The 19,781-nt window shown below is 62.1% G+C and carries 16 protein-coding genes and 3 tRNA genes; 10 read left to right on the forward strand and 9 right to left on the reverse strand.

The genetic code is table 11. The annotated features are described in order from the left end of the window. Window positions 1-75 precede the first annotated feature (75 nt). Window positions 76-1,986, forward strand: coding sequence for a potassium transporter Kup (locus tag ACI2KG_RS11495; RefSeq protein WP_400613349.1), 1,911 nt, complete (start codon window positions 76-78; stop codon window positions 1,984-1,986). Between the two features lie 214 nt (window positions 1,987-2,200). Here ACI2KG_RS11495 and ACI2KG_RS11500 read toward each other — a convergent pair whose 3' ends face one another. From ACI2KG_RS11500 to ACI2KG_RS11520, 5 genes are all read right to left on the reverse strand, one after another. Next, window positions 2,201-3,493, reverse strand: coding sequence for a virulence factor family protein (locus ACI2KG_RS11500; protein WP_404661995.1), 1,293 nt, complete (start codon window positions 3,491-3,493; stop codon window positions 2,201-2,203). After that, window positions 3,493-6,135: a bifunctional lysylphosphatidylglycerol flippase/synthetase MprF gene (gene mprF, locus ACI2KG_RS11505; protein WP_404661996.1), complete on the reverse strand. Its 2,643-nt coding sequence runs from the start codon at window positions 6,133-6,135 to the stop codon at window positions 3,493-3,495. Before mprF ends, ACI2KG_RS11500 begins: the two co-directional genes overlap by 1 nt. A 262-nt stretch (window positions 6,136-6,397) precedes the next feature. Further along, window positions 6,398-6,474: transfer RNA gene (locus ACI2KG_RS11510), tRNA-Met, on the reverse strand. A gap of 132 nt (window positions 6,475-6,606) precedes the next feature. Further along, a tRNA-Met gene (locus ACI2KG_RS11515) sits at window positions 6,607-6,683 on the reverse strand. 134 nt (window positions 6,684-6,817) lie between these two features. After that, a tRNA-Met gene (locus tag ACI2KG_RS11520) sits at window positions 6,818-6,894 on the reverse strand. Window positions 6,895-7,115: 221 nt separating this feature from the next. On the opposite strand from ACI2KG_RS11520, the gene dinB reads away from it, so the two are divergent. Beyond that, window positions 7,116-8,174 (forward strand): DNA polymerase IV, encoded by a 1,059-nt coding sequence (gene dinB / locus ACI2KG_RS11525; RefSeq protein ID WP_404662064.1) that lies wholly within the window; start codon window positions 7,116-7,118, stop codon window positions 8,172-8,174. A 180-nt stretch (window positions 8,175-8,354) separates the two neighbouring features. Here the strand turns inward: dinB and ACI2KG_RS11530 are convergent, their stop codons facing one another. The 3 genes from ACI2KG_RS11530 to ACI2KG_RS11540 all read right to left on the reverse strand — a co-directional run bounded on the left by ACI2KG_RS11530 (window position 8,355) and on the right by ACI2KG_RS11540 (window position 12,488). Beyond that, on the reverse strand, window positions 8,355-9,308 hold the full coding sequence (locus tag ACI2KG_RS11530; RefSeq protein WP_400613355.1) for a hypothetical protein: 954 nt from the start codon (window positions 9,306-9,308) through the stop codon (window positions 8,355-8,357). A gap of 20 nt (window positions 9,309-9,328) precedes the next feature. Next, complete coding sequence (locus tag ACI2KG_RS11535; RefSeq protein WP_404661998.1) at window positions 9,329-11,044, reverse strand: proline--tRNA ligase; 1,716 nt, start codon at window positions 11,042-11,044, stop codon at window positions 9,329-9,331. Between the two features lie 160 nt (window positions 11,045-11,204). Further along, window positions 11,205-12,488, reverse strand: a complete 1,284-nt coding sequence (locus ACI2KG_RS11540) for an OprD family porin (protein ID WP_400613360.1) — start codon at window positions 12,486-12,488, stop codon at window positions 11,205-11,207. A 692-nt stretch (window positions 12,489-13,180) separates the two neighbouring features. Between ACI2KG_RS11540 and ACI2KG_RS11545 the strand changes: the two genes are divergently transcribed. Both ACI2KG_RS11545 and ACI2KG_RS11550 read left to right on the forward strand, forming a co-directional pair. Continuing rightward, entirely contained in the window at window positions 13,181-13,600 is a 420-nt protein-coding gene (locus tag ACI2KG_RS11545) for an HIT family protein (protein ID WP_404661999.1), read from the forward strand. Between the two features lies 1 nt (window position 13,601). Beyond that, window positions 13,602-13,808, forward strand: a complete 207-nt coding sequence (locus tag ACI2KG_RS11550) for a SlyX family protein (protein ID WP_400613364.1) — start codon at window positions 13,602-13,604, stop codon at window positions 13,806-13,808. A 176-nt stretch (window positions 13,809-13,984) separates the two neighbouring features. Here ACI2KG_RS11550 and ACI2KG_RS11555 read toward each other — a convergent pair whose 3' ends face one another. Further along, complete coding sequence (locus tag ACI2KG_RS11555; protein ID WP_201204515.1) at window positions 13,985-14,578, reverse strand: cold shock domain-containing protein membrane protein; 594 nt, start codon at window positions 14,576-14,578, stop codon at window positions 13,985-13,987. A 281-nt stretch (window positions 14,579-14,859) separates the two neighbouring features. Between ACI2KG_RS11555 and ACI2KG_RS11560 the strand changes: the two genes are divergently transcribed. From ACI2KG_RS11560 to ruvC, 6 genes are all read left to right on the forward strand, one after another. Next, the gene (locus tag ACI2KG_RS11560; RefSeq protein ID WP_028690591.1) at window positions 14,860-15,333 is read left to right on the forward strand and encodes a Dps family protein; all 474 of its coding nucleotides are present in this window, start codon (window positions 14,860-14,862) and stop codon (window positions 15,331-15,333) included. A gap of 257 nt (window positions 15,334-15,590) precedes the next feature. Beyond that, on the forward strand, window positions 15,591-15,920 hold the full coding sequence (locus ACI2KG_RS11565; protein ID WP_346646452.1) for a ribbon-helix-helix domain-containing protein: 330 nt from the start codon (window positions 15,591-15,593) through the stop codon (window positions 15,918-15,920). A 92-nt stretch (window positions 15,921-16,012) separates the two neighbouring features. Then, window positions 16,013-16,234, forward strand: coding sequence for an FmdB family zinc ribbon protein (locus tag ACI2KG_RS11570; RefSeq protein ID WP_027919960.1), 222 nt, complete (start codon window positions 16,013-16,015; stop codon window positions 16,232-16,234). A gap of 93 nt (window positions 16,235-16,327) precedes the next feature. Beyond that, window positions 16,328-18,103: an aspartate--tRNA ligase gene (gene aspS / locus ACI2KG_RS11575; protein ID WP_400613370.1), complete on the forward strand. Its 1,776-nt coding sequence runs from the start codon at window positions 16,328-16,330 to the stop codon at window positions 18,101-18,103. Window positions 18,104-18,216: 113 nt separating this feature from the next. Then, complete coding sequence (locus tag ACI2KG_RS11580; protein ID WP_400613373.1) at window positions 18,217-18,963, forward strand: YebC/PmpR family DNA-binding transcriptional regulator; 747 nt, start codon at window positions 18,217-18,219, stop codon at window positions 18,961-18,963. A gap of 188 nt (window positions 18,964-19,151) precedes the next feature. After that, entirely contained in the window at window positions 19,152-19,676 is a 525-nt protein-coding gene (gene ruvC / locus ACI2KG_RS11585; RefSeq protein ID WP_012273769.1) for a crossover junction endodeoxyribonuclease RuvC, read from the forward strand. The last annotated feature ends 105 nt before the right edge of the window (window positions 19,677-19,781 follow it).

Below are 19,781 nucleotides of genomic sequence, written 5' to 3' on the forward strand. Positions count from 1 at the left end.
GCGCCGAGGTGCCTTCAAGGGCCTGGTGGCAAAGTGAATACTAAAGGCCGTGATGGCCGTCTGCGGGAGTGGTCGATGGTTCAGGCAAGCAGTCACGCTGAGGGCGGGCACGAGGGGAAGCAGGGCGCGGCGCGGTCGCTGGGCCTGCTCGTGGCGGCGGTCGGGGTGGTTTATGGCGATATCGGCACCAGCCCGTTGTATACCCTCAAGGAAGTCTTCACCGGCGGATACGGGGTGCCGGTCAACCATGATGGCGTGCTGGGGATCCTGTCGCTGATCCTGTGGTCGTTGCTGTGGGTGGTGTCGTTCAAGTACGTGATGTTCATCCTGCGCGCCGACAACCAGGGCGAGGGCGGCACCATGGCGCTGACCGCGCTGGCGCGGCGGGCCACGGCGGCCTATCCGCGGTTGCGCACACTGATGGTGATCTGTGGCCTGGTCGGCGCTTCGCTGTTCTATGGCGACAGCATGATCACCCCGGCGGTGTCGGTGCTGTCGGCGGTGGAGGGCATGGGCCTGGCCTTCGATGGCATCGACCACTGGGTGGTGCCGATTTCGCTGGTGGTGCTGGTGGCGCTGTTTTTGGTGCAAAAGCACGGTACCGAGAAGATCGGCAAGCTGTTCGGCCCGATCATGGTCACCTGGTTCGTGGTGCTGGGCGCGCTCGGCGTGCACGGCATCTCGCAAAGCCCGGAGGTGCTCAAGGCCTTCAACCCGGGCTGGGCGGTGAACTTCTTCGTGGTTCACCCTGGCATGGGCGTAGCCATTCTTGGCGCGGTGGTGCTGGCCCTGACCGGTGCCGAGGCGCTGTACGCCGACATGGGCCACTTCGGCCGCAAGCCGATCGCCCGGGCCTGGTTCATTCTGGTGCTGCCGGCGCTGGTGCTCAACTACTTTGGCCAGGGGGCGCTGCTGCTGCAGAACCCGGACGCGGCACGTAACCCGTTCTACCTGCTGGCGCCGGGCTGGGCGCTGCTGCCGTTGGTCGGGCTGGCCACCATGGCCACGGTGATCGCCTCGCAGGCAGTGATATCCGGGGCCTTCTCCCTGACCCGCCAGGCCATCCAGCTGGGCTACATTCCGCGCATGCAGATCCAGCACACCTCCAGCGACGAACAGGGGCAGATCTACATCGGTGCGGTGAACTGGACGTTGATGGTGGGTGTGGTGCTGCTGGTGATCGGCTTCGAGTCGTCCGGTGCCCTGGCGGCGGCCTACGGCGTGGCGGTGACCGGCACCATGCTGATGACCACTGTTCTGGTATCGGCGGTGATGCTGCTGTTGTGGAAGTGGCCGCCCGTGCTGGCGGTGCCGATTCTGGTGGGCTTCCTGTTCGTGGATGGGCTGTTTTTTGCCGCCAACGTGCCGAAAATCGTGCAGGGCGGCGCCTTCCCGGTGTTGGCGGGTGGTGTGCTGTTCCTGCTGATGAGTACCTGGAAGCGCGGCAAGCAGATCCTGGTCGAACGTATTGATGAAGGTGCGCTGCCATTGCCGCTGTTTATCAGCAGCATCCGTATTCAGCCACCGCACCGGGTCGAAGGGACGGCGGTGTTCCTGACCGCGCGCTCCGATGCCGTACCGCATGCGCTGTTGCACAACATGCTGCATAACCAGGTGCTGCACAGCCAGGTGGTGTTGCTGACCGTGGTCAGTGAAGACCGGCCACGGGTGCCTGAGCAGGAGCGCTTCGAGGTAGAGGCCTATGGTGACGGCTTCTTCCGCGTGCTGTTGCACTTTGGTTTCATGGACGAACCGGACGTGCCCGCGGCGTTGAAGCTGTGCCACCTGGACGGCCTGGACTTCACCCCGATGCGCACCACCTACTTCCTCAGCCGTGAGACGGTGATTGCTTCAAGGCTGGAGGGGATGTCGCGCTGGCGTGGCAACCTGTTTGCATTCCTGCTGAAGAATGCCAACGGTAACTTGCGTTTCTTCAACCTACCGCTGAACCGGGTGATCGAGCTGGGGACCCAGGTTGAGATCTGAGGGGTAATGTAGGCCTCAAGGCCGCACTCCCAGCTGGCCTGCATCACCTTCAAGGCATGCACAGAACCTGTAGGAGCGGCCTTGCGTCGCGATGGGCTGCGCAGCAGCCCCGGCAATTTGTGCATTTGTGCGCAAATCCAGGGGCTGCTGCGCGGCCCATCGCGACGCAAGGCCGCTCCTATACGGTCCGCGTCAGGGCTGTAAGGGGTAGACGTCAGTTCTGCTCAGCCACACTCGACTTGCCCTGGCGTGTCTCGATCTCGCCAATCAGGCGCTTGGCCAGCGCCGAGTAGTTCTCATCGAAGTGGTGGCCGCCTGGCAGCTTCATGCGTTCGCCCACGGCCGTCCCGTCGGTACAACCGCTTTCGTCGGTTTCCTCGATGCCATACACGCACACCACCTTGGAGGCCGGCAGCTTGGCCATTTCCGGCCCGGTTGGCGCTTCCTGGCCCTCCTTGCCCAGCCAGCCTTCGACTTCGATCTCGAAGCTGCCGCTGCGGGCAAAAGCCAGCAGCATCACCGCGTCGATACGCTGCTGATCCTCGGCCGGCAGGCGATTGTAGATGGCCGGCAGCACGTCGGCGCCGAACGAGTAACCCGCCAGTACAAAGCGCTTGGTCCCCCACTTCTGCCGGTAATGCTGCATCAGCTCGGACAGGTCGGCGGCGCTTTGCTCCGGGGTCTTGTGCTGCCAGTAGTAGCGCAGGGTGTCGATGCCCACCACCGGGTAGCCCAGCTTGGCCATTTCCCCGGCGACGTCGCGGTCCAGGTCGCGCCAGCCGCCGTCACCGGAGAGGAACAGGGTAACGGTGTCGGTGGTCTGCCCGGCCGGCACTTCAACCACCGGGATCGCCAGCGCGTTGCCGTCGTGGCCAACCAGGGCCTGGGTCAACTGAGCCTTGAGCACCTGCGGCAGGTGGATGTCGTAGTCACTGATGCTGGTTTCGGCATTGGCCTGGTCGCGCACAAACGCGGCACTGGCGTCATCCGGGTTGTCGTTCCAGGCGACGTTCCAGTGGCCATGGGCAGCCGACTTGGGCAGCGGCGCCTGGCAGCCAGGTTGCTCGACGGTGAAGTCCACGGAAATCGCCCGGGCCTTGTCATCGTTCTGCTCGGCCAGCCAGCGCCAGGCCTGGGCCGCACCAGGGCCGATACCGGCGACCAGGTTGGGTTTTTCCGGCAGTTGTGTCAGGGCATGGTCCATCGCCTGTTGCTGCTTGCTGCAATCGTTGGGCGGCAGGATCACCTGCACCAGTTGTGCTTCACCGGCCTGGGCCAGGTCCAGCAGTTGCTTGTCGCTCAGTGCCTGGTCTTGAGGTACACCGATGGCCACGCGGACCTTGGGGTGCACGCCAGGGGTTACGCGGGTGATGCTGGTGTCATTGAGGCTCAGTTGCTCCAGGCGCGCCTCGGGGGCCGGGCGCGTCCACAGCCAGAAGGCCAGCGCGCCACCCAGGGCAGCCAGCAACAGGGGAACCAGCAGGTACAGCCAATAGCGTCGGGTCATCAACGTTTCACCAATCCAGTCAGGCCACCAGCAATTAGGGCGGCGGTGTCGGCCAGCGCCACCAGCGGGTCAAGCCCGGCTGGCACGGCCATGTAACGGGGTTCCCAGTCCGGCTGGAACTTGTCCTTGAAGCGCCGCAGCCCCTGGAAGTTGTAAAGCTGCTCGCCACGGCGGAACACCATCGAGCCCAGGCGCTGGGTCAGAGGGGCGCCGCGCCGCGGCTGCAGGCCGGAAAGCGGTACCATGCCCAGGCTGAAGCGCCCGTAGTCATGGCTTTTGTAGTGCAGGATCAGGCCGATCATCATGAATTCCATGGTCAGCTTGGGTGCCTCGGGGTGGGCGCGCATCAGGTCAAGGCTGGCCAGTTCGTTGCCGTGGGTTTCCAGCAAGTTGGCGAAGGCCACCGGGCGGCCCTGGAAGCGGATCAGGGCAATCCGGAAGTGCTGCAGGTAGTCCGGGCTGAAGCGTCCCAGCGAGAAGCCTTTCTCGCGTACGTTCTTGCCACCGAGCCAGGCGTCGGAAATTTCCTTCAGTTCTACCATTGGGGCGTGGCCGGGCTCGTGAATCTCCAGGCTCAGGCCATCGCGCCCACCGCGGTTCCAGGTGTAGCGCAGGTCTTTCATCTCCTTACCCTTGGCTTCGAGGTCGAAGCGGCGCAAGTCGACCCGGGCTTCTTCGCCCAGCTTCAGCGCGGTCAGGCCGATGTCCATGTAGAACGGCAGGTTCTCCGCTCGCACCTGGTAGAACACCGGCCGCGCGTGGTGCAGGTCGCACAGGTCGCGGAACTGCCAGATCATCTCGGCGCGTTCCTGGGCAGGGCCGATGGGGTCGTACAGCGCCACCAGGCTGCGACCGCGCCGGGCATACATGAGGAAGGCATTGTCCCGCGGGTGGAACAGCAACGCCTTGTCGCCGGTCAGCGCCAGGCCGCCATCAGGCTGGTCGGAGGCTAGCAGAATGCGGTTGGCCCGTTGCAGTTCTTCTGCGTCGGGCAGGTGGATGACCGGCGGGGCGGTGCGCAGCAGCCAGGTCAGCGCCAGGGCCGCCAGCAACAAGGCGCTGCCCATGGCGGCGCGCAGGCCGCGTGGGGCGTCGGCATCGAGGGTGAACTGCCACCACAGCTGATGGCTGTATGGCACATCCTGGTAGGCAAACAGCAGCAGCCACACCGATGCGCCAACCACACAGGCGCTGGCCACCAGGAATACGGGCGAAAACGGCAGCTCCATCAGCCGGCTGGGGCGGTAGAACGAGCGGCGGAACAGGGCGAGCAGGGTGGCGGTAAAGGTCAGCAGGCTGGCCTCTTCCCAGTCAAAACCCTTGAGCAGCGACAACAGGGCGCCGACCAGCAGCAGCACGGTGGTCAGCAGCCAGGCGGCCGACAGGCGCCGACGCAGGCCTTGGGCCAGCAGCAGACACAGCACGCCGATCAGGCTGGCGCCGAAGTGCGAGGCATCGATCAGCCGGTGGGGCACAAGGAAGCCCATGTGTTCCAGGCGTGTGTCGATTTCGGGTGTGGCGCCGGAGAACAGCAGTACCACGCCGGAGAGGAACACCAGGATCGACAGGATGGGTGCGGCCAGCCCCGAGGCCGCCTTGATGGCTTGTTGCGCGAACAGCAGGCGCCGGGCCTCGTTGGCCAACAGCAACACGCAGGCCAACAGCAGTGGCAGTACCACATAGATCAGCCGGTACAGCAGCAGGGCGGCGGCCAGTGGCGCGGCACCGAGCGGGTCGGCAAAGGCTGCCAGCAATATTGCTTCGAACACCCCGACACCGCCCGGCACGTGGCTGAGCACACCCGCGGCCAAGGCCAGCAGGTACACCAGTACGAACGCGCCGAAAGGCGGTGCTTCGGGCAGCAGCAGGTACAGCACGGTAGCGGCTGCCGCCACGTCCAGCGCGGTGATCAGCAATTGCAGGGCGGCCAGCCGTGCATCCGGCAGGCGCAGGGTGCGCCGCCCCAGTTGCACGAGCAGGTTGTTGGCCAATGGTTGCTCGGCCAGGCGCCGGCGGTACAAGCCGATAACCAGCAGGGCAGAGGCTATCAGCACGGCGCTGGCGATGCCCGCCAGCAACCCTGGCGCCAAACCCAGTGCGCTCGAGGCCGCCGGCAGGTTGCTCAAGGTCGCCAAGGCGGCCAGGGGCGGCAGTGCGCAGCCCAGCGACAGGCTGGCAAAAACGGTCATGCGCGCCACTTCGCCAGCACCCAGCCCCTTGCGTGCATACAAGCGGTAGCGCACCGAGCCGCCCGAGAGCATCGACAGGCCAATGGCATTGCCAATGGCAAAGGCGCTGAAACCGCCCAATACCAGGCTGCTTGCCGGCAGCTTGACCCCGGCATAGCGGCTGGCTGACCACTCGTAGCCCAGCAGGACCACGAAACCGGCCACTGTCGCCAGCAAGGCGCCCAGCAACGACTGCACCGGGACACTGAGCATGGCGTCGTGCAAGGCATAGATGTCCAGCTCGCTCAGCAGGTGGCGGCAGGCAATCAGGGCCATGGTGAACAGCAACAGGGTCACGGCCAGGCCGATAGGCTGGCGGTAGCGGCTGAGGCGTTCGAGCAAGGGCAGGCGCTGCACAGCACCGGGCAGCGCCGAGGCGAGCGGCACCGGAGGTTCGGGATTGTGCGAAGTCATGAAATGCCCCGTGCGTGCAGCGCGAGGTGAAGGAAAGGTGCGGCCAAGTGAAAGTCCCTTTGGAAAACGTATCCGGATATTACTCCGGGCAACGTGACTTTCAGCCGTCCGGCAGGGTTAAAGATAGTTCATGCAGGGCAAGACCTCTCAAGCCTGAGGGTTAGCTTGAGGGCGGCGGAATTCGAGGCGACGAAAAGCGGGGAGGGTAGAAACAACAAACCCCGCGCTGCTGTTACACAGGCGGGGTTTGTTCTGACGAATATGGTTGCGGGAGCCGGATTTGAACCGACGACCTTCGGGTTATGAGCCCGACGAGCTACCAGGCTGCTCCATCCCGCGTCAGAGGTGCGCATTCTACAGCTTGGCGATAGGGTGTCAAGCTGTATGTGTTGATTTCTCAAATTTGCCCGCAACGCTTTTCTTCAGGCAAACAAAAAGGCCACTGTGTTAACAGTGGCCTTTTCTTAAAGCTGGTTGCGGGAGCCGGATTTGAACCGACGACCTTCGGGTTATGAGCCCGACGAGCTACCAGACTGCTCCATCCCGCGTCTGTGGGGCGCATTCTACAGTTAATCGAATAGGTGTCAAGCGCTAGTCTTTGATTTATCGACACTTTCTCGCGATTACTTTTTGAGGCGCAAAGAAAAAGGCCACTGCGTTAACAGTGGCCTTTTCTCGAATCTGGTTGCGGGAGCCGGATTTGAACCGACGACCTTCGGGTTATGAGCCCGACGAGCTACCAGGCTGCTCCATCCCGCGCCTGTGAGATCGAATTCTACGGATTTGCGTGCTGTTGTCAAGCAATTGTTTCGGAAAAACCTTTTTTGTTCAAACCCTTAGCGTGTTGCAACGGTTCGCAGCTCAGGCGCTACGGGGCTTTCAGGCCGATTATCGCGTGGCGAGGGCGGCAAGCTGTTTAAGGGCCGGGCGCATGCGGTACTATCTGTATGAATTTACAGTGCTGACGGTCATCCATGTCCTTGCGCAAGATCATCCACGTCGACTGCGATTGCTTCTACGCCGCGATCGAGATGCGTGACGACCCGCGCTTGGCCGGTCGGCCGATGGCGGTGGGCGGCTCGCCCGAGCACCGTGGAGTGATTGCCACCTGCAACTATGAGGCGCGTGCCTATGGCGTGCGTTCGGCCATGTCGTCGCGACATGCGCTGAAACTGTGCCCAGACCTGTTGATTGTCAAGCCGCGTTTCGAGGCTTACCGAGAGGCCTCGCGGGAAATCCACACAATCTTTCGCGACTACACCGAGCTGATCGAACCGCTGTCGCTGGACGAGGCCTACCTGGATGTAAGCGACAGCCAGTGGTATTCGGGCAGTGCTACACGCATTGCCGAGGATATTCGCCGGCGTGTTGCCCGCACCCTGCATATCACTGTGTCGGCGGGGGTGGCGCCAAACAAGTTTTTGGCCAAGATCGCCAGCGACTGGCGCAAGCCCAATGGGCTTTTCGTGATTACCCCAGGCGAAGTGGAAGCGTTCGTTGCCGCCTTGCCGGTGGCCAGGCTGCATGGCGTCGGCAAGGTCACAGCGGAAAAACTCACCCGGCTGGGTATCGAGACCTGCCTGGAGTTGCGTGACTGGTCACGCCTGGCGCTGGTGCGCGAGTTTGGCAGTTTTGGCGAGCGCTTGTGGGGGCTGGCGCGGGGTATTGACGAGCGCGCGGTGCACAACGACAGCCGCCGCCAGTCGGTCAGTGTGGAAAACACCTACGACACTGACTTGCCGGACCTGGCCAGTTGCCTGGCGCGCTTGCCGGAGCTGCTGGAGAGCCTGAACGAACGCATCGCCCGTATGGACAGCAGTTACCGGCCGGACAAGCCGTTCGTCAAGGTCAAGTTCCATGACTTCAGCCAGACCACTCTGGAACAGGCGGGGGCGGGCAGGGACCTGGAAAGTTATCGGCAGTTGCTGGGGCAGGCGTTCGCCCGGGGTGGCAAGCCGGTGCGCTTGCTGGGGGTGGGGGTGAGGTTGCGAGACCTGCGTGGGGCGCATGAACAGCTGGAGCTGTTCACACCTGAATAAAGAAAGCAGCTTTACGCGGTCCCCTGTAGGAGCGGCCTTGCCGGGGCGCCGGACCGGTCGGATGGGCTGCAAAGCAGCCCCAGGATTTCAGCTTTAACGCATGAATTGCCGGGGCTGCTTTGCAGCCCATCGCGACGCAAGGCCGCTCCTACAAGGGGATCGCGGCAGCCTGCGAGGTTATTATTGCACCCCCGGATCAGCCACCAACCGCCCTGTGGCCTTGGTCAGCGACTGCAGAAACTCCTGTTGCAGCTCCGGGTCGTTGCGGGTCAGTTCGATCAGGCTCTGTTCCATTTCGCTGGCTTCCTCTTCAAGGCCCAGCTCGGACAGGCGCTTCACCCGGTGTACCCATTGGCCGACATCGTCATCTTCAAGGTCATCGAAAATCAGCTCATGGGCTTCGAGCAGCTTGTTGCGCAGGGTGGCGCTAACCAGCAGGCTGGCATCGCCACGTACCGCGTTGTCCTCGTCGAGCACCTGCAGGTGCAGGGTGCCGACGTGGTTGAGGTTCTGCTCGGAAAACGGGCTGTCGAGCAGGTTCAGGCGCAGTACGCCGTTACGATCGGTGGTCAGCTCATGGTTCATCTTGCCAGCCTTGACCTCGACCAGTCGTTCGCTCCAGGGCAAGCTGGTGGATTCCTCGCGCTGGCCTTTCTGCACCTCACTGATGCCGGCCAGGTTCTGCTGGGCACGGCCATTGGATGCCACGTTCATGAACGGGTTGAGCCCGTCCACGCCGTAGATCAGCCAATCGTGGGTGATGCTTTGCGGCAGGTTGCCCAAGGCGAAGACGTTGACCACGTTGGCGCCAACGCCCGCCACCACGGCCACTGCACCCAGCGGGATCTCGTAGATCTCCCGCCAGGGCTGGTAAGGCGTGTAGCGGTCATAGCGCCGAGTGACTTCGAACTCGGTGACTTCGAAGCGCTTCTGCTCATGCACGCGCACACGTCGCTGCGGAAGCTCCATCACCTTCGGCTCGCCGACATCGATCTGCAGGGTGTGCTCGAGCAGTTTGCGCTCGACGCGCTCCTCATGGTCGCTGCGCTGGGACATCTGGTTGGCGCAGCCGCTGACGAGCAGGGCGCCGCACAGTGCGGCGCCCCCCAGGGTAAAGGTACTTCGCTTGTACATGATCACTCGTGCATTGGTTATCAGCGGCGAACGCGGGCCTGCAGGAAGGTCAGCACTTCATTGAGCGGCAACGCCTGGGCGTCCTGCTCGGTGCGGTGCTTGTACTCCAGGTTGCCGTCGGCCAGGCCGCGATCGCTGACCACGATGCGGTGGGGGATGCCAATCAGCTCCATGTCGGCAAACTTGATGCCTGGGCTGGTCTTCTTGTCGCGGTCGTCCAGCAGGACTTCGAAGCCGGCGGCGGTCAGTTCGGCGTACAGCTTGTCAGTCGCCTCGCGCACCACCTCGGTTTCGTAGCGCAGTGGTACCAGGGCGATCTGGAACGGTGCCAGGGCGTCGTTCCAGATGATGCCTTTGTCGTCGTAGCTCTGTTCGATGGCAGCAGCGACCACGCGAGATACACCGATACCGTAGCAACCCATCGACAGCACCACCGGCTTGCCGTTCTCACCCAGTACCTGGCATTTCAGTGCCTCGCTGTACTTGGTGCCCAGCTGGAAGATATGGCCAACTTCGATGCCGCGCTTGATTACCAGGGTGCCCTGGCCGTCCGGGCTCGGGTCGCCTTCTACCACGTTACGCAGGTCGGCAACCTGTGGTACGGGCAGGTCGCGCTCCCAGTTGACGCCGAAGTAGTGCTTGTCGTCGATGTTGGCGCCGATCGCGAAGTCGCTCATCAGGGCAACCGAACGGTCGATCACCACTTCCAGCGGCAGGTTCAGCGGGCCGAGCGAGCCGGCACCGGCGCCAATGGCGTCACGCAGTTCGGCTTCGGTGGCCATGACCAGTGGCTCGGCAACCTGTTCCAGCTTGGTGGCCTTGATTTCGTTCAGTTCGTGGTCGCCACGTACCACCAGGGCAATCAGCTTGCCCTCTTCGGCGCCACGCACGATCAGGGTCTTGACGGTCTTTTCGATCGCCAGGCCGTGGTTTTCCACCAGTTGGGCGATGGTCTTGGCTTCCGGGGTGTCAACCAGGCGCAGCTCCTCGGTAGGGGCAGGGCGCACGGTTTCACGCGGGATGGCCTCGGCCTTCTCGATGTTGGCGGCGTAGTCGGAGCTGTCGCTGAAAATGACGTCGTCTTCGCCGGACTCGGCCAGTACGTGGAATTCGTGCGAGTAGCTGCCACCGATCGAGCCGGTGTCGGCTTGCACTGGGCGGAAGTCCAGGCCCAGGCGGGTGAACACGTTGCTGTACGCCTGGTGCATGCGGTCGTAGGTTTCCTGCAGGGAAGCCTGGTCGGCATGGAACGAGTAGGCGTCCTTCATGATGAACTCGCGGCCACGCATCAGGCCGAAGCGCGGGCGGATCTCGTCACGGAACTTGGTCTGGATCTGGTACAGGTTGAGCGGCAGCTGTTTATAGCTGGACAGCTCGTTACGGGCCAGGTCGGTGACCACTTCTTCGTGGGTCGGGCCAACACAGAAGTCGCGCTGGTGGCGGTCCTTCAGGCGCAGCAGTTCCGGGCCGTACTGTTCCCAGCGACCGGATTCCTGCCACAGCTCGGCAGGCTGGATGCTTGGCATCAGCACTTCCAGGGCGCCGGCGGCGTTCATTTCCTCGCGCACCACGGCTTCGACCTTGCGCATTACCCGCAGGCCCATCGGCAGCCAGGTGTACAGGCCGGAGGCCAGTTTGCGGATCATGCCGGCACGCAGCATGAGCTGGTGGCTGATGACCACTGCGTCAGCAGGGGTTTCTTTCTGGGTGGCGAGCAAATATTGACTGGTGCGCATGGTTAGCCGTGTCGATTGCCTAAGACGTTGAAATAGCCCCGCATTGTACGGGGGTGAAACGAAGGCGTACAGGATGCCCCAGGGCGTGACACTTGTCAGCCAAGAAAAAGCCCGGCGTGATCGCCGGGCTTTTTCAGGTGCGGGGCACTGCAAGCCAGGCTTACAGGATGCTCAGCGGGTACTCCACGATCAGGCGCAGTTCGTCGATCGATGGGGAGCCGTAGTACACGCCATCGCCCGAACGGTAGGTGGCCTGACGTACGCGGAAGCTCAGGTCCTTGGCAGGGCCGCTCTGCATCACGTACTTGACGTCGATGTCGCGTTCCCATTCCTTACCGTCGTCGGTGGTGCGGGTGGTTGCACCGGTACCGCGCACGTAGCGGGTCATGAAGGTCAGGCCAGGTACACCGAACTCGGCAAAGTTCAGGTCGTAACGTGCCTGCCAGGATTTTTCGTCTTCGGCGTTGAAGTCGGAACGGGCCACGGAGTTGGCCAGGAAGACCGTGCCGCCACCGTCCACGCCGTAGGCGTAGTCGCCGTCGCCGCTGACTTTCTGGTAAGCCAGGGTGAAGGTGTGGGCGCCAATGTTGTAGGCGGCCGACAGGCTGGCTGCAATGTTGTCCAGGTCATTGCTGCCGTCGGACTTGCTGACGAACGCACCGGTCAGGTTGTTGCCGATCGACTTGGTATCATAGATGTTGAAGTCGAACACCAGGCCTTGCTTGTCGCTGATCGGCAGTGCCCAGTTGATGTTGCCGTACCACTTGCGGAAGTGATCTTCGATGTGCGAGTAGTAAACGCTGGTGCTAAGGTTATCGGTAAAGGCGTAGGTGCCACCGAAGACGTTGGCCTCAGTCAGGTTCAGGCTGTCGTGGTAGGTCTGAGCCTGGGCATTCAGCGCGGTGAAGTGACCGGCGTGCAGGGTCAGGCCATCGATCTCGTTGCTGGTGATCAAGCCACCTTCAGCAACTTCCGGCAGCAGTCGGCTGTCGTCGGTGGCCAGTACTGGCAGTGCGGTGAACTGGTCGCCCCACTTCAGCACGGTGTTGGAAATGCGCATTTTTACAGCGCCGCCAGCTTCCGAGTAGTCATCTTGCGAACGACCGTCGGAGCCTTCCGGGAACAGACCGGTGCCAGCACGGCCGCGGCCGCTGTCCAGTTTGATGCCGAGCATGCCGATGGCGTCTACGCCAAAGCCCACGGTGCCTTGGGTGAAGCCCGATTCGAAGGTGCCGAGGAAGCCGAGGCCGGTTTCTTCAACACGGCTCTGGGTGCCAGGCTCGTTATTGCGGAAGTCACGGCTGAAATACAGCATGCGGGTCTTGACGTTCAGCTTGCTGTCTTCAACGAAACCTTTGGACTCGTCTTGTGCCGAGGCCATTGCCAACTGCGAGGTCCCTGCCGCAACGGCCAGGGCGATCATGCTCCACTTCATCACGCGCATCGTGATTTGCTCCTTTGGTTTTTAGGAAGAGTACCGCTGCGTCCAAGTGTTTTAGTTATATGGGGCAGCTCTTTCTTGTTATGTCGGCGAAAAGGTATAGCACGCTGACTGTTGTTGGCGATATGGCGATAAACACTCTTTTCGGAACTTTTTCACCATGTCGCTTTTAGGTAGTTCCATGTCGCAAATCACGCCCCCGGTTTAAGGGCCGTATAACCCCAGCGCTGTTCCTGTCACCGTAACGAACCTGTAACGCGTGGTTCCGGTTGACGAAACTCCCTGGTAACCAATGCCGCTGTTGTTATTTGTCGCGTACACCTGGTACTGCAGATGTCGTGCCGACTTGGCGTGAAGGGAATGCAACAAGCGTGCTCAAAATTCGCAACACTTCATGAAATTTTCACAAAACCTGCTACCGAGGGTCGGAAAGTGCCGTAAATACTGGGCGAAGCCACCTTGCTGGCATGTTGGAGTCGAGAATCATTAAAGTTTAAAAAGCTGTCAGTAAAGTCAATGTGTTACCGCAACTTGTTCATGCAGACTCGTTTGTGGTGTGGCAAGCGGGGTGAGTGTGAGTAATCGGCCTCATTTTGGTGCGAAAAGTAGCGCTGTGTTACCGGGAATGTGCAAGGTATCCTTGCAGGCCTGTTCACCGCTTGAAGCGGGTTGCTTTTGCCTTAAGGAGATATGCCGTGTTCGTCCTCGATTCGCGTTTGCAGCAGGATTCACTGGTGCTGGGGGAATTTGCGCTGTGCCAGCTGCTGCTGAGCAAGGATGCCAACTACCCATGGTTCATCCTGGTGCCCAAGCGCGCCGACGTCAGTGAGCTGTTCGATCTGGATGCGGCAGATCAGCAGCAGCTGTGGCAGGAAACCACCCAGTTGGCGCAAGCGCTGAAGGCCAGTTACGGCGCGGACAAAATGAACGTGGCAACGCTGGGCAATGTGGTCAGCCAACTGCACATGCATGTGATCGTGCGCCAGCGCGACGACGTTGCCTGGCCTGCACCGGTGTGGGGCAAGTGCCCGGCAGTGGCTTATTCCGATGACCAGTTGCAGGCCGTGCGCGAGCGTCTGCGCGGGCTGCAGCTTGCCGGTTACCAGGAGGCCTGAAATGTCGCTGGAAATGCGTATGGTTGAGCTGGAAACCCGTCAGGCGTTTCAGGATGACACCATTCAGGCGTTGAACGATGTGGTTGTCGAGCAGGGGCGGGTGATCGAGCGCCTGCAAATGCAGGTGGCCGAGCTGATCAAGCGCTATGAAGAGATGGTCGGCCAGTACGGCAGCGAAGGGGAAGAGGCGCCGCCGCCGCATTATTGATCCCTGGCGCCACCGCGCGCCCCTGTAGGAGCGGCCTTGCGTCGCGAAAGGGCCGCAAAGCGGCCCCCGGTTTCAGCAGAGTTGCAAATATTGCTGGGGCTGCTTTGCAGCCCTTTCGCGACGCAAGGCCGCTCCTACAGGGATCGTGCATTCGCCTGATATGGCGCATGTGGCGATCAGCGGCGGGTAACGGCCACCACGTCTTCAGCCTGTAGGCCCTTGTCACGGTGCATTACCGAAAATTCCACGCGCTGCCCTTCAACCAGAATGCGGTGGCCTTCGCCACGAATGGCGCGAAAGTGCACGAAGATGTCATCACCCGAGTCACGGGAAATGAAGCCAAAGCCTTTCGACGTGTTGAACCATTTGACGGTACCGGTATCGCGATTGCCGCCATCTTGCACCGTGTGCTGGCTGTTGCGTGCCTTGCGCGGGCTGCGGGCAAAGCCCACGGCCAGGTGCAGGGCCACGGCCAGCGTGGCGCAAACCAGGGCAGCCAGGTTGCCCATTTCCGGGCGGGCCAGCAGGGTGAGGGTCTGCAGCACCACGGCGACCACCAGCAAGGCGCAGGCCAGGTGTTGCAGCTGTTGGCGTGCACCGCGGTAATACAGGGGCACGACCGGGGCCAGGACCAGGTTAAGCAGGCCGAGCAGGGCCAGGTAGACCGCGTCGGGTTGCTGCAGGAAGGGTGTTGCATCGGTTTTCAGGCTGGGCATGAGCGATAGCAGCAAAGCTGCCACGCCCGTCACCAGATGGACGATCTTGAACATGGGGTTGGCTCACAGTTGATAAGGCCGATCACAGGAAGAGCTGGCAGCACGGTGCGCATGAGGTGTAAAGCGCGAACACGTGGCAGGCCAGCCTATGCACCCGGCAATGACAGTCCGCACGGGTGGCACCGTGCCTATTTAACAGTAAAGCCGCAGGCTACTCAAACCGCAGGCCGCCCGGCGGGCGAAGTGTTGCGCCATGTCACATGCGCCAGGCGCCAAGTGTTGCTACAGTGGTCGGCGCCCGCTTGAGTCTCAAGCCTTATGGAAAGGGGAACTTCATGGCAATCGATATCGGTATCAGTGAAGAAGATCGCAAGTCCATCGTCGATGGGCTGTCCCGCCTGTTGTCGGATACCTACGTGCTGTATCTGAAAACCCATAACTTTCACTGGAACGTCACCGGCCCGTCGTTCCGTACCCTGCACCTGATGTTCGAAGAGCAGTACAACGAACTGGCGCTGGCGGTCGACTCGATCGCCGAGCGCATCCGCGCGCTGGGCTTCCCGGCGCCGGGGTCGTATGCATTCTATGCACGGCACTCGTCGATCAAGGAGGAGGAAGGGGTGCCTCCTGCGGAAGAGATGATCCGCCAGTTGGTGCAGGGCCAGGAAGCCGTGGTGCGCACCGCGCGCAGCATTTTCCCGGTGGTGGACAAGGTCAGTGACGAACCGACCGCCGACCTGCTGACCCAGCGCATGCAGGTGCACGAGAAGACCGCGTGGATGCTGCGGGTGCTGCTCGACGGCAACTGAGTTCACAGATCCGTCCGGCCTGCACTGATCTCTGTAGGAGCGGCCTTGTGTCGCGATGGGCTGCGCAGCAGCCCCAAAAATTGCAGCCTTGGCACAGATTGCCGGGGCTGCTGCGCAGCCCATCGCGACACAAGGCCGCTCCCACAGGTCATGTGAAGGCCTTATGTATTTTGTGCAGGAACACTTTGCCGCTGCTTTAATCTCGCCCATCAGCGCTTCATAGGCCACCTGGTACCTGTGACGAGGAAGTGTGGCGCATGATGCAAGCGAGCAAGCGTGTAATTGGCCAGGGGCGTTGGCCGGGAAAACAGTGCATCGACCCGTTCAAGGCGGATTTCGACATGTTGCAGACCCAACCGGTGTCGCGCTCGGTACGGCTCAACGGCTTTTCCACCTGCCTGCGCCTGGAGGCCGTCTACTGGGGCATCCTCGAGCGCATCGCCGCCGCCAACCGCTGTTCGGTCAGTGCGGTATTGTCCTATGTCGACCGTGAAGTCCACCTGCGCCAGGGCGGGGTGCGCAACTTCAGCGGGCTGATTCGGGTCATCTGCGTGGCGTGGCTGCAAGACCCGCCAAGTGTGCGCTGATCGCCTGGCGGGCTGCGCAGTGCTTGCTAACCATATATAATCCCGCTTTTTGCTGCCCCGGCAGCCAGCGTTATGGTTGACGAGAGACACCCATGCCCCTTTATGACTATCAATGTGCATCCTGCGATCACCGTATGGAAGCGCTGCAGAAGATCAGCGCCGCGCCGCTGACCGATTGCCCGGCCTGTCAGGCGCCAGCGCTGAAGAAGCTGCTGTCGGTGCCAGGCTTCCGCCTGAGCGGTAACGGTTGGTACGAAACCGACTTCAAGACCGGGGCAAAAAAGAATCTGGCAGGCGGCGACAAGGCCGACTGAGTTGAATGCTGTGACCGGGTCTTGCAGTATTAGCCCTCCGGGCGGCCAAGGCCTCCACCGAATACACGAATCACGAGAAGCGAAACCACCATCATGATGCGCAGCCATTATTGCGGCCAACTGAACGAGAGCCTGGACGGCCAGGAAGTCACCCTTTGCGGCTGGGTCCATCGTCGCCGCGACCACGGCGGGGTGATCTTCCTCGACATCCGTGACCGCGAAGGCATGGCCCAGGTCGTGTTCGACCCGGATCGCGCCGAAACCTTCGCCGCCGCCGACCGCGTGCGCAGCGAGTACGTCGTGCAGCTTACCGGCAAGGTCCGCAAGCGCCCTGAAGGTGCGGTCAACGCCAACATGGCCTCCGGCGCCATCGAGATTCTCGGCTACCAGCTGACCGTGCTCAACGAAGCGGAAACCCCGCCGTTCCCGCTGAACGAATACTCCGACGTCGGCGAGGAAACCCGCCTGCGCTACCGCTTCATCGACCTGCGTCGCCCGGAAATGGCCGACAAGCTGCGCCTGCGTTCGCGCATTACCAGCAGCATCCGTCGCTTCCTCGACGAAAACGGCTTCCTCGACGTCGAAACCCCGATCCTCACCCGTGCTACCCCGGAAGGCGCGCGCGACTACCTGGTACCTAGCCGTACCCACGCCGGTAGCTTCTTCGCCCTGCCGCAGTCGCCGCAGCTGTTCAAGCAGTTGCTGATGGTCGCCGGCTTCGACCGTTACTACCAGATCGCCAAGTGCTTCCGTGACGAAGACCTGCGGGCCGACCGCCAGCCGGAATTCACCCAGATCGACATCGAGACCAGCTTCCTCGATGAAAGCGAGATCATGGGCCTGACCGAAAGCATGATCCGCAAGCTGTTCAAGGAAGTGCTCGACCTGGAATTCGGCGAATTCCCGCACATGACCTTCGAAGAAGCCATGCGCCGCTACGGTTCCGACAAGCCAGACCTGCGTAACCCGCTGGAACTGGTTGATGTTGCCGACCAGTTGAAAGATGTCGATTTCAAGGTATTCGCCGGCCCGGCCAACGATCCGAAGTGCCGCGTGACCGCCCTGCGCCTGCCAGGCGGCGCCAGCATGCCGCGCAGCAAGATCGACGAGTACACCAAGTTCGTTGGCATCTACGGTGCCAAGGGCCTGGCCTACATCAAGGTCAACGAGCGCGCCAAGGGCGTCGAAGGCCTGCAGTCGCCGATCGTCAAGAACATCCCTGAGGCCAACCTCAACAACATCCTCGACCGCGTTGGCGCCGTAGACGGCGACATCGTGTTCTTCGGTGCCGACAAGTTCAAGGTGGTCAGCGAAGCGCTGGGCGCGCTGCGTATCCGCCTGGGCCACGACTTCGAGCTGCTGACCTGCGAGTGGGCGCCGATGTGGGTCGTCGACTTCCCGATGTTCGAAGAGAACGAAGACGGCAGCTTCACTGCGCTGCACCACCCGTTCACCGCGCCGAAGTGCACCCCGGAAGAGCTCGAGGCCAACCCGGCCACCGCGCTGTCGCGTGCCTACGACATGGTCCTGAACGGTACCGAGTTGGGTGGCGGTTCGATCCGTATCCATCGCAAAGAGATGCAGCAGGCCGTGTTCCGCCTGCTGGGTATCGAAGCAGAAGAACAGGAAGAGAAATTCGGTTTCCTGCTCGACGCCCTGAAGTTCGGTGCACCGCCTCACGGTGGCCTGGCCTTCGGCCTGGACCGCCTGGTCATGCTGATGACCGGCGCCCAGTCGATTCGTGAAGTGATTGCCTTCCCGAAAACCCAGAGCGCTGCGTGTGTCATGACCCAGGCCCCTGGCCTGGTCGACGCGAAGGCCCTGCGCGAGCTGCACATCCGACTGCGCGAACAGACCAAGGTCGAATAAGCAGTCCCGGGCGCATCCACATGGATGCGCCTTTGCGTTTCGGCGCAGGCATTTTCCCGTCCCGCCCCGTCAAGGGGCGGGGCTGTTTGTGATTCAAAGAATTCGGAGTCGTTATGGCTGGTCATTCCAAGTGGGCGAACATCAAGCACCGCAAAGAGCGCCAGGATGCCAAAAGAGGCAAGGTCTTCACCAAGTGGATCCGCGAACTGACGGTCGCTGCCAAGCAGGGCGGCCCTGACCCGGCATCCAACCCACGCCTGCGCCTGGCGCTGGACAAGGCCCTGGGCGCCAACATGAGCCGCGACATCATCGACCGCGCCGTGGCCCGTGGTGCTGGCACCAACGAAAGCGACAACGTCGAAGAGCTCAGCTACGAAGGTTACGGCCCGGGCGGCGTGGCGATCATGGTCGAAACCATGACCGACAACCGCAACCGTACCGCCGCCGCCGTGCGCCATGCCTTCACCAAGTGTGGCGGCAACCTCGGGACCGACGGCTCGGTGGCTTACCTGTTCGAACGCAAGGGGCAGATCAGCTTTGCTCCGGGTGTGGACGAAGACGCGTTGATGGAAGCGGCGATGGAGGCCGACGCCGACGACGTGGTGGCCAACGACGACGGTTCGTTCGAGGTCTTCACCTCGTTCAACAGCTTCTATGCCGTGCGGAACGCCCTGGAAGAGGCCGGTTTCAAGGCCGCTGACGCGGAAATCGTCATGCAGCCGACCACCAGTGCGGAACTCGACCAGGACGGTGCCGAAAAAGTGCTCAAGCTGATCGACATGCTCGAAGACCTGGATGACGTGCAGAACGTCTACTCCAATGCCCAGATTTCCGATGAGATCATGGAAAACCTCGGCTAAGGTCTCCTGACTCTCCGAGTCAAGGCTGCTATTGGGGCTGCTGTGCAGCCCATCGCCGGCAAGCCAGCTCCCACAGGTACAGCACAAGCTTCAGGAAATGCGCTGTACCTGTGGGAGCTGGCTTGCCGGCGATGGGCCGCGCAGCGGCCCCAGTGGTGTTAAAACATGAGCTTTGTACGACAGGCACTATGACTCTGATTCTAGGTATCGACCCCGGCTCGCGCATCACCGGCTATGGCGTTGTCCGCCAGACCGCCCGGGGTTGCGAGTACGTGGCGTCGGGCTGTATCCGCACCGGCAGCGGCGAGTTGCACGAGCGGCTGCAGATCGTTTTTCGTGGTGTCAGTGAAATCATCGCCCAGCATGGCCCGGTGACCATGGGCATCGAGCGGGTGTTCATGGCCCGCAACGCCGACTCGGCGCTAAAACTTGGGCAGGCCCGCGGCGCGGCTATTGTCGCCGCTGCCGAGGCTGGCCTGGAAATCGCCGAATACAGCGCTACCCAGGTCAAGCAGGCCGTGGCCGGCACCGGTGGGGCCAACAAGGAGCAGGTGATGATGATGGTCATGCACCTGTTGAAACTGACGCAAAAGCCGCAGATCGACGCCTCCGACGCCCTGGCGATTGCCCTGTGCCACGCCCATACCCGTTCCAGCCTGGTGCCGCATGGCCTGGCCACGGCGCGGCGGCGCGGTGGGCGCTTGCGTCTTTGAGCGCTTCATGCGCAGATACAAAATTTGTCCGGGTGAAGCATTCACCCGCTGCATTTGCTGATAGGGTTGAGCGGTCTTTGACCGGCTCCCCGAGAGGAAGGATCG

Source organism: Pseudomonas sp. NPDC089407, from assembly GCF_044900445.1.
In the GTDB taxonomy this organism is placed as follows: Bacteria; Pseudomonadota; Gammaproteobacteria; order Pseudomonadales; family Pseudomonadaceae; genus Aquipseudomonas.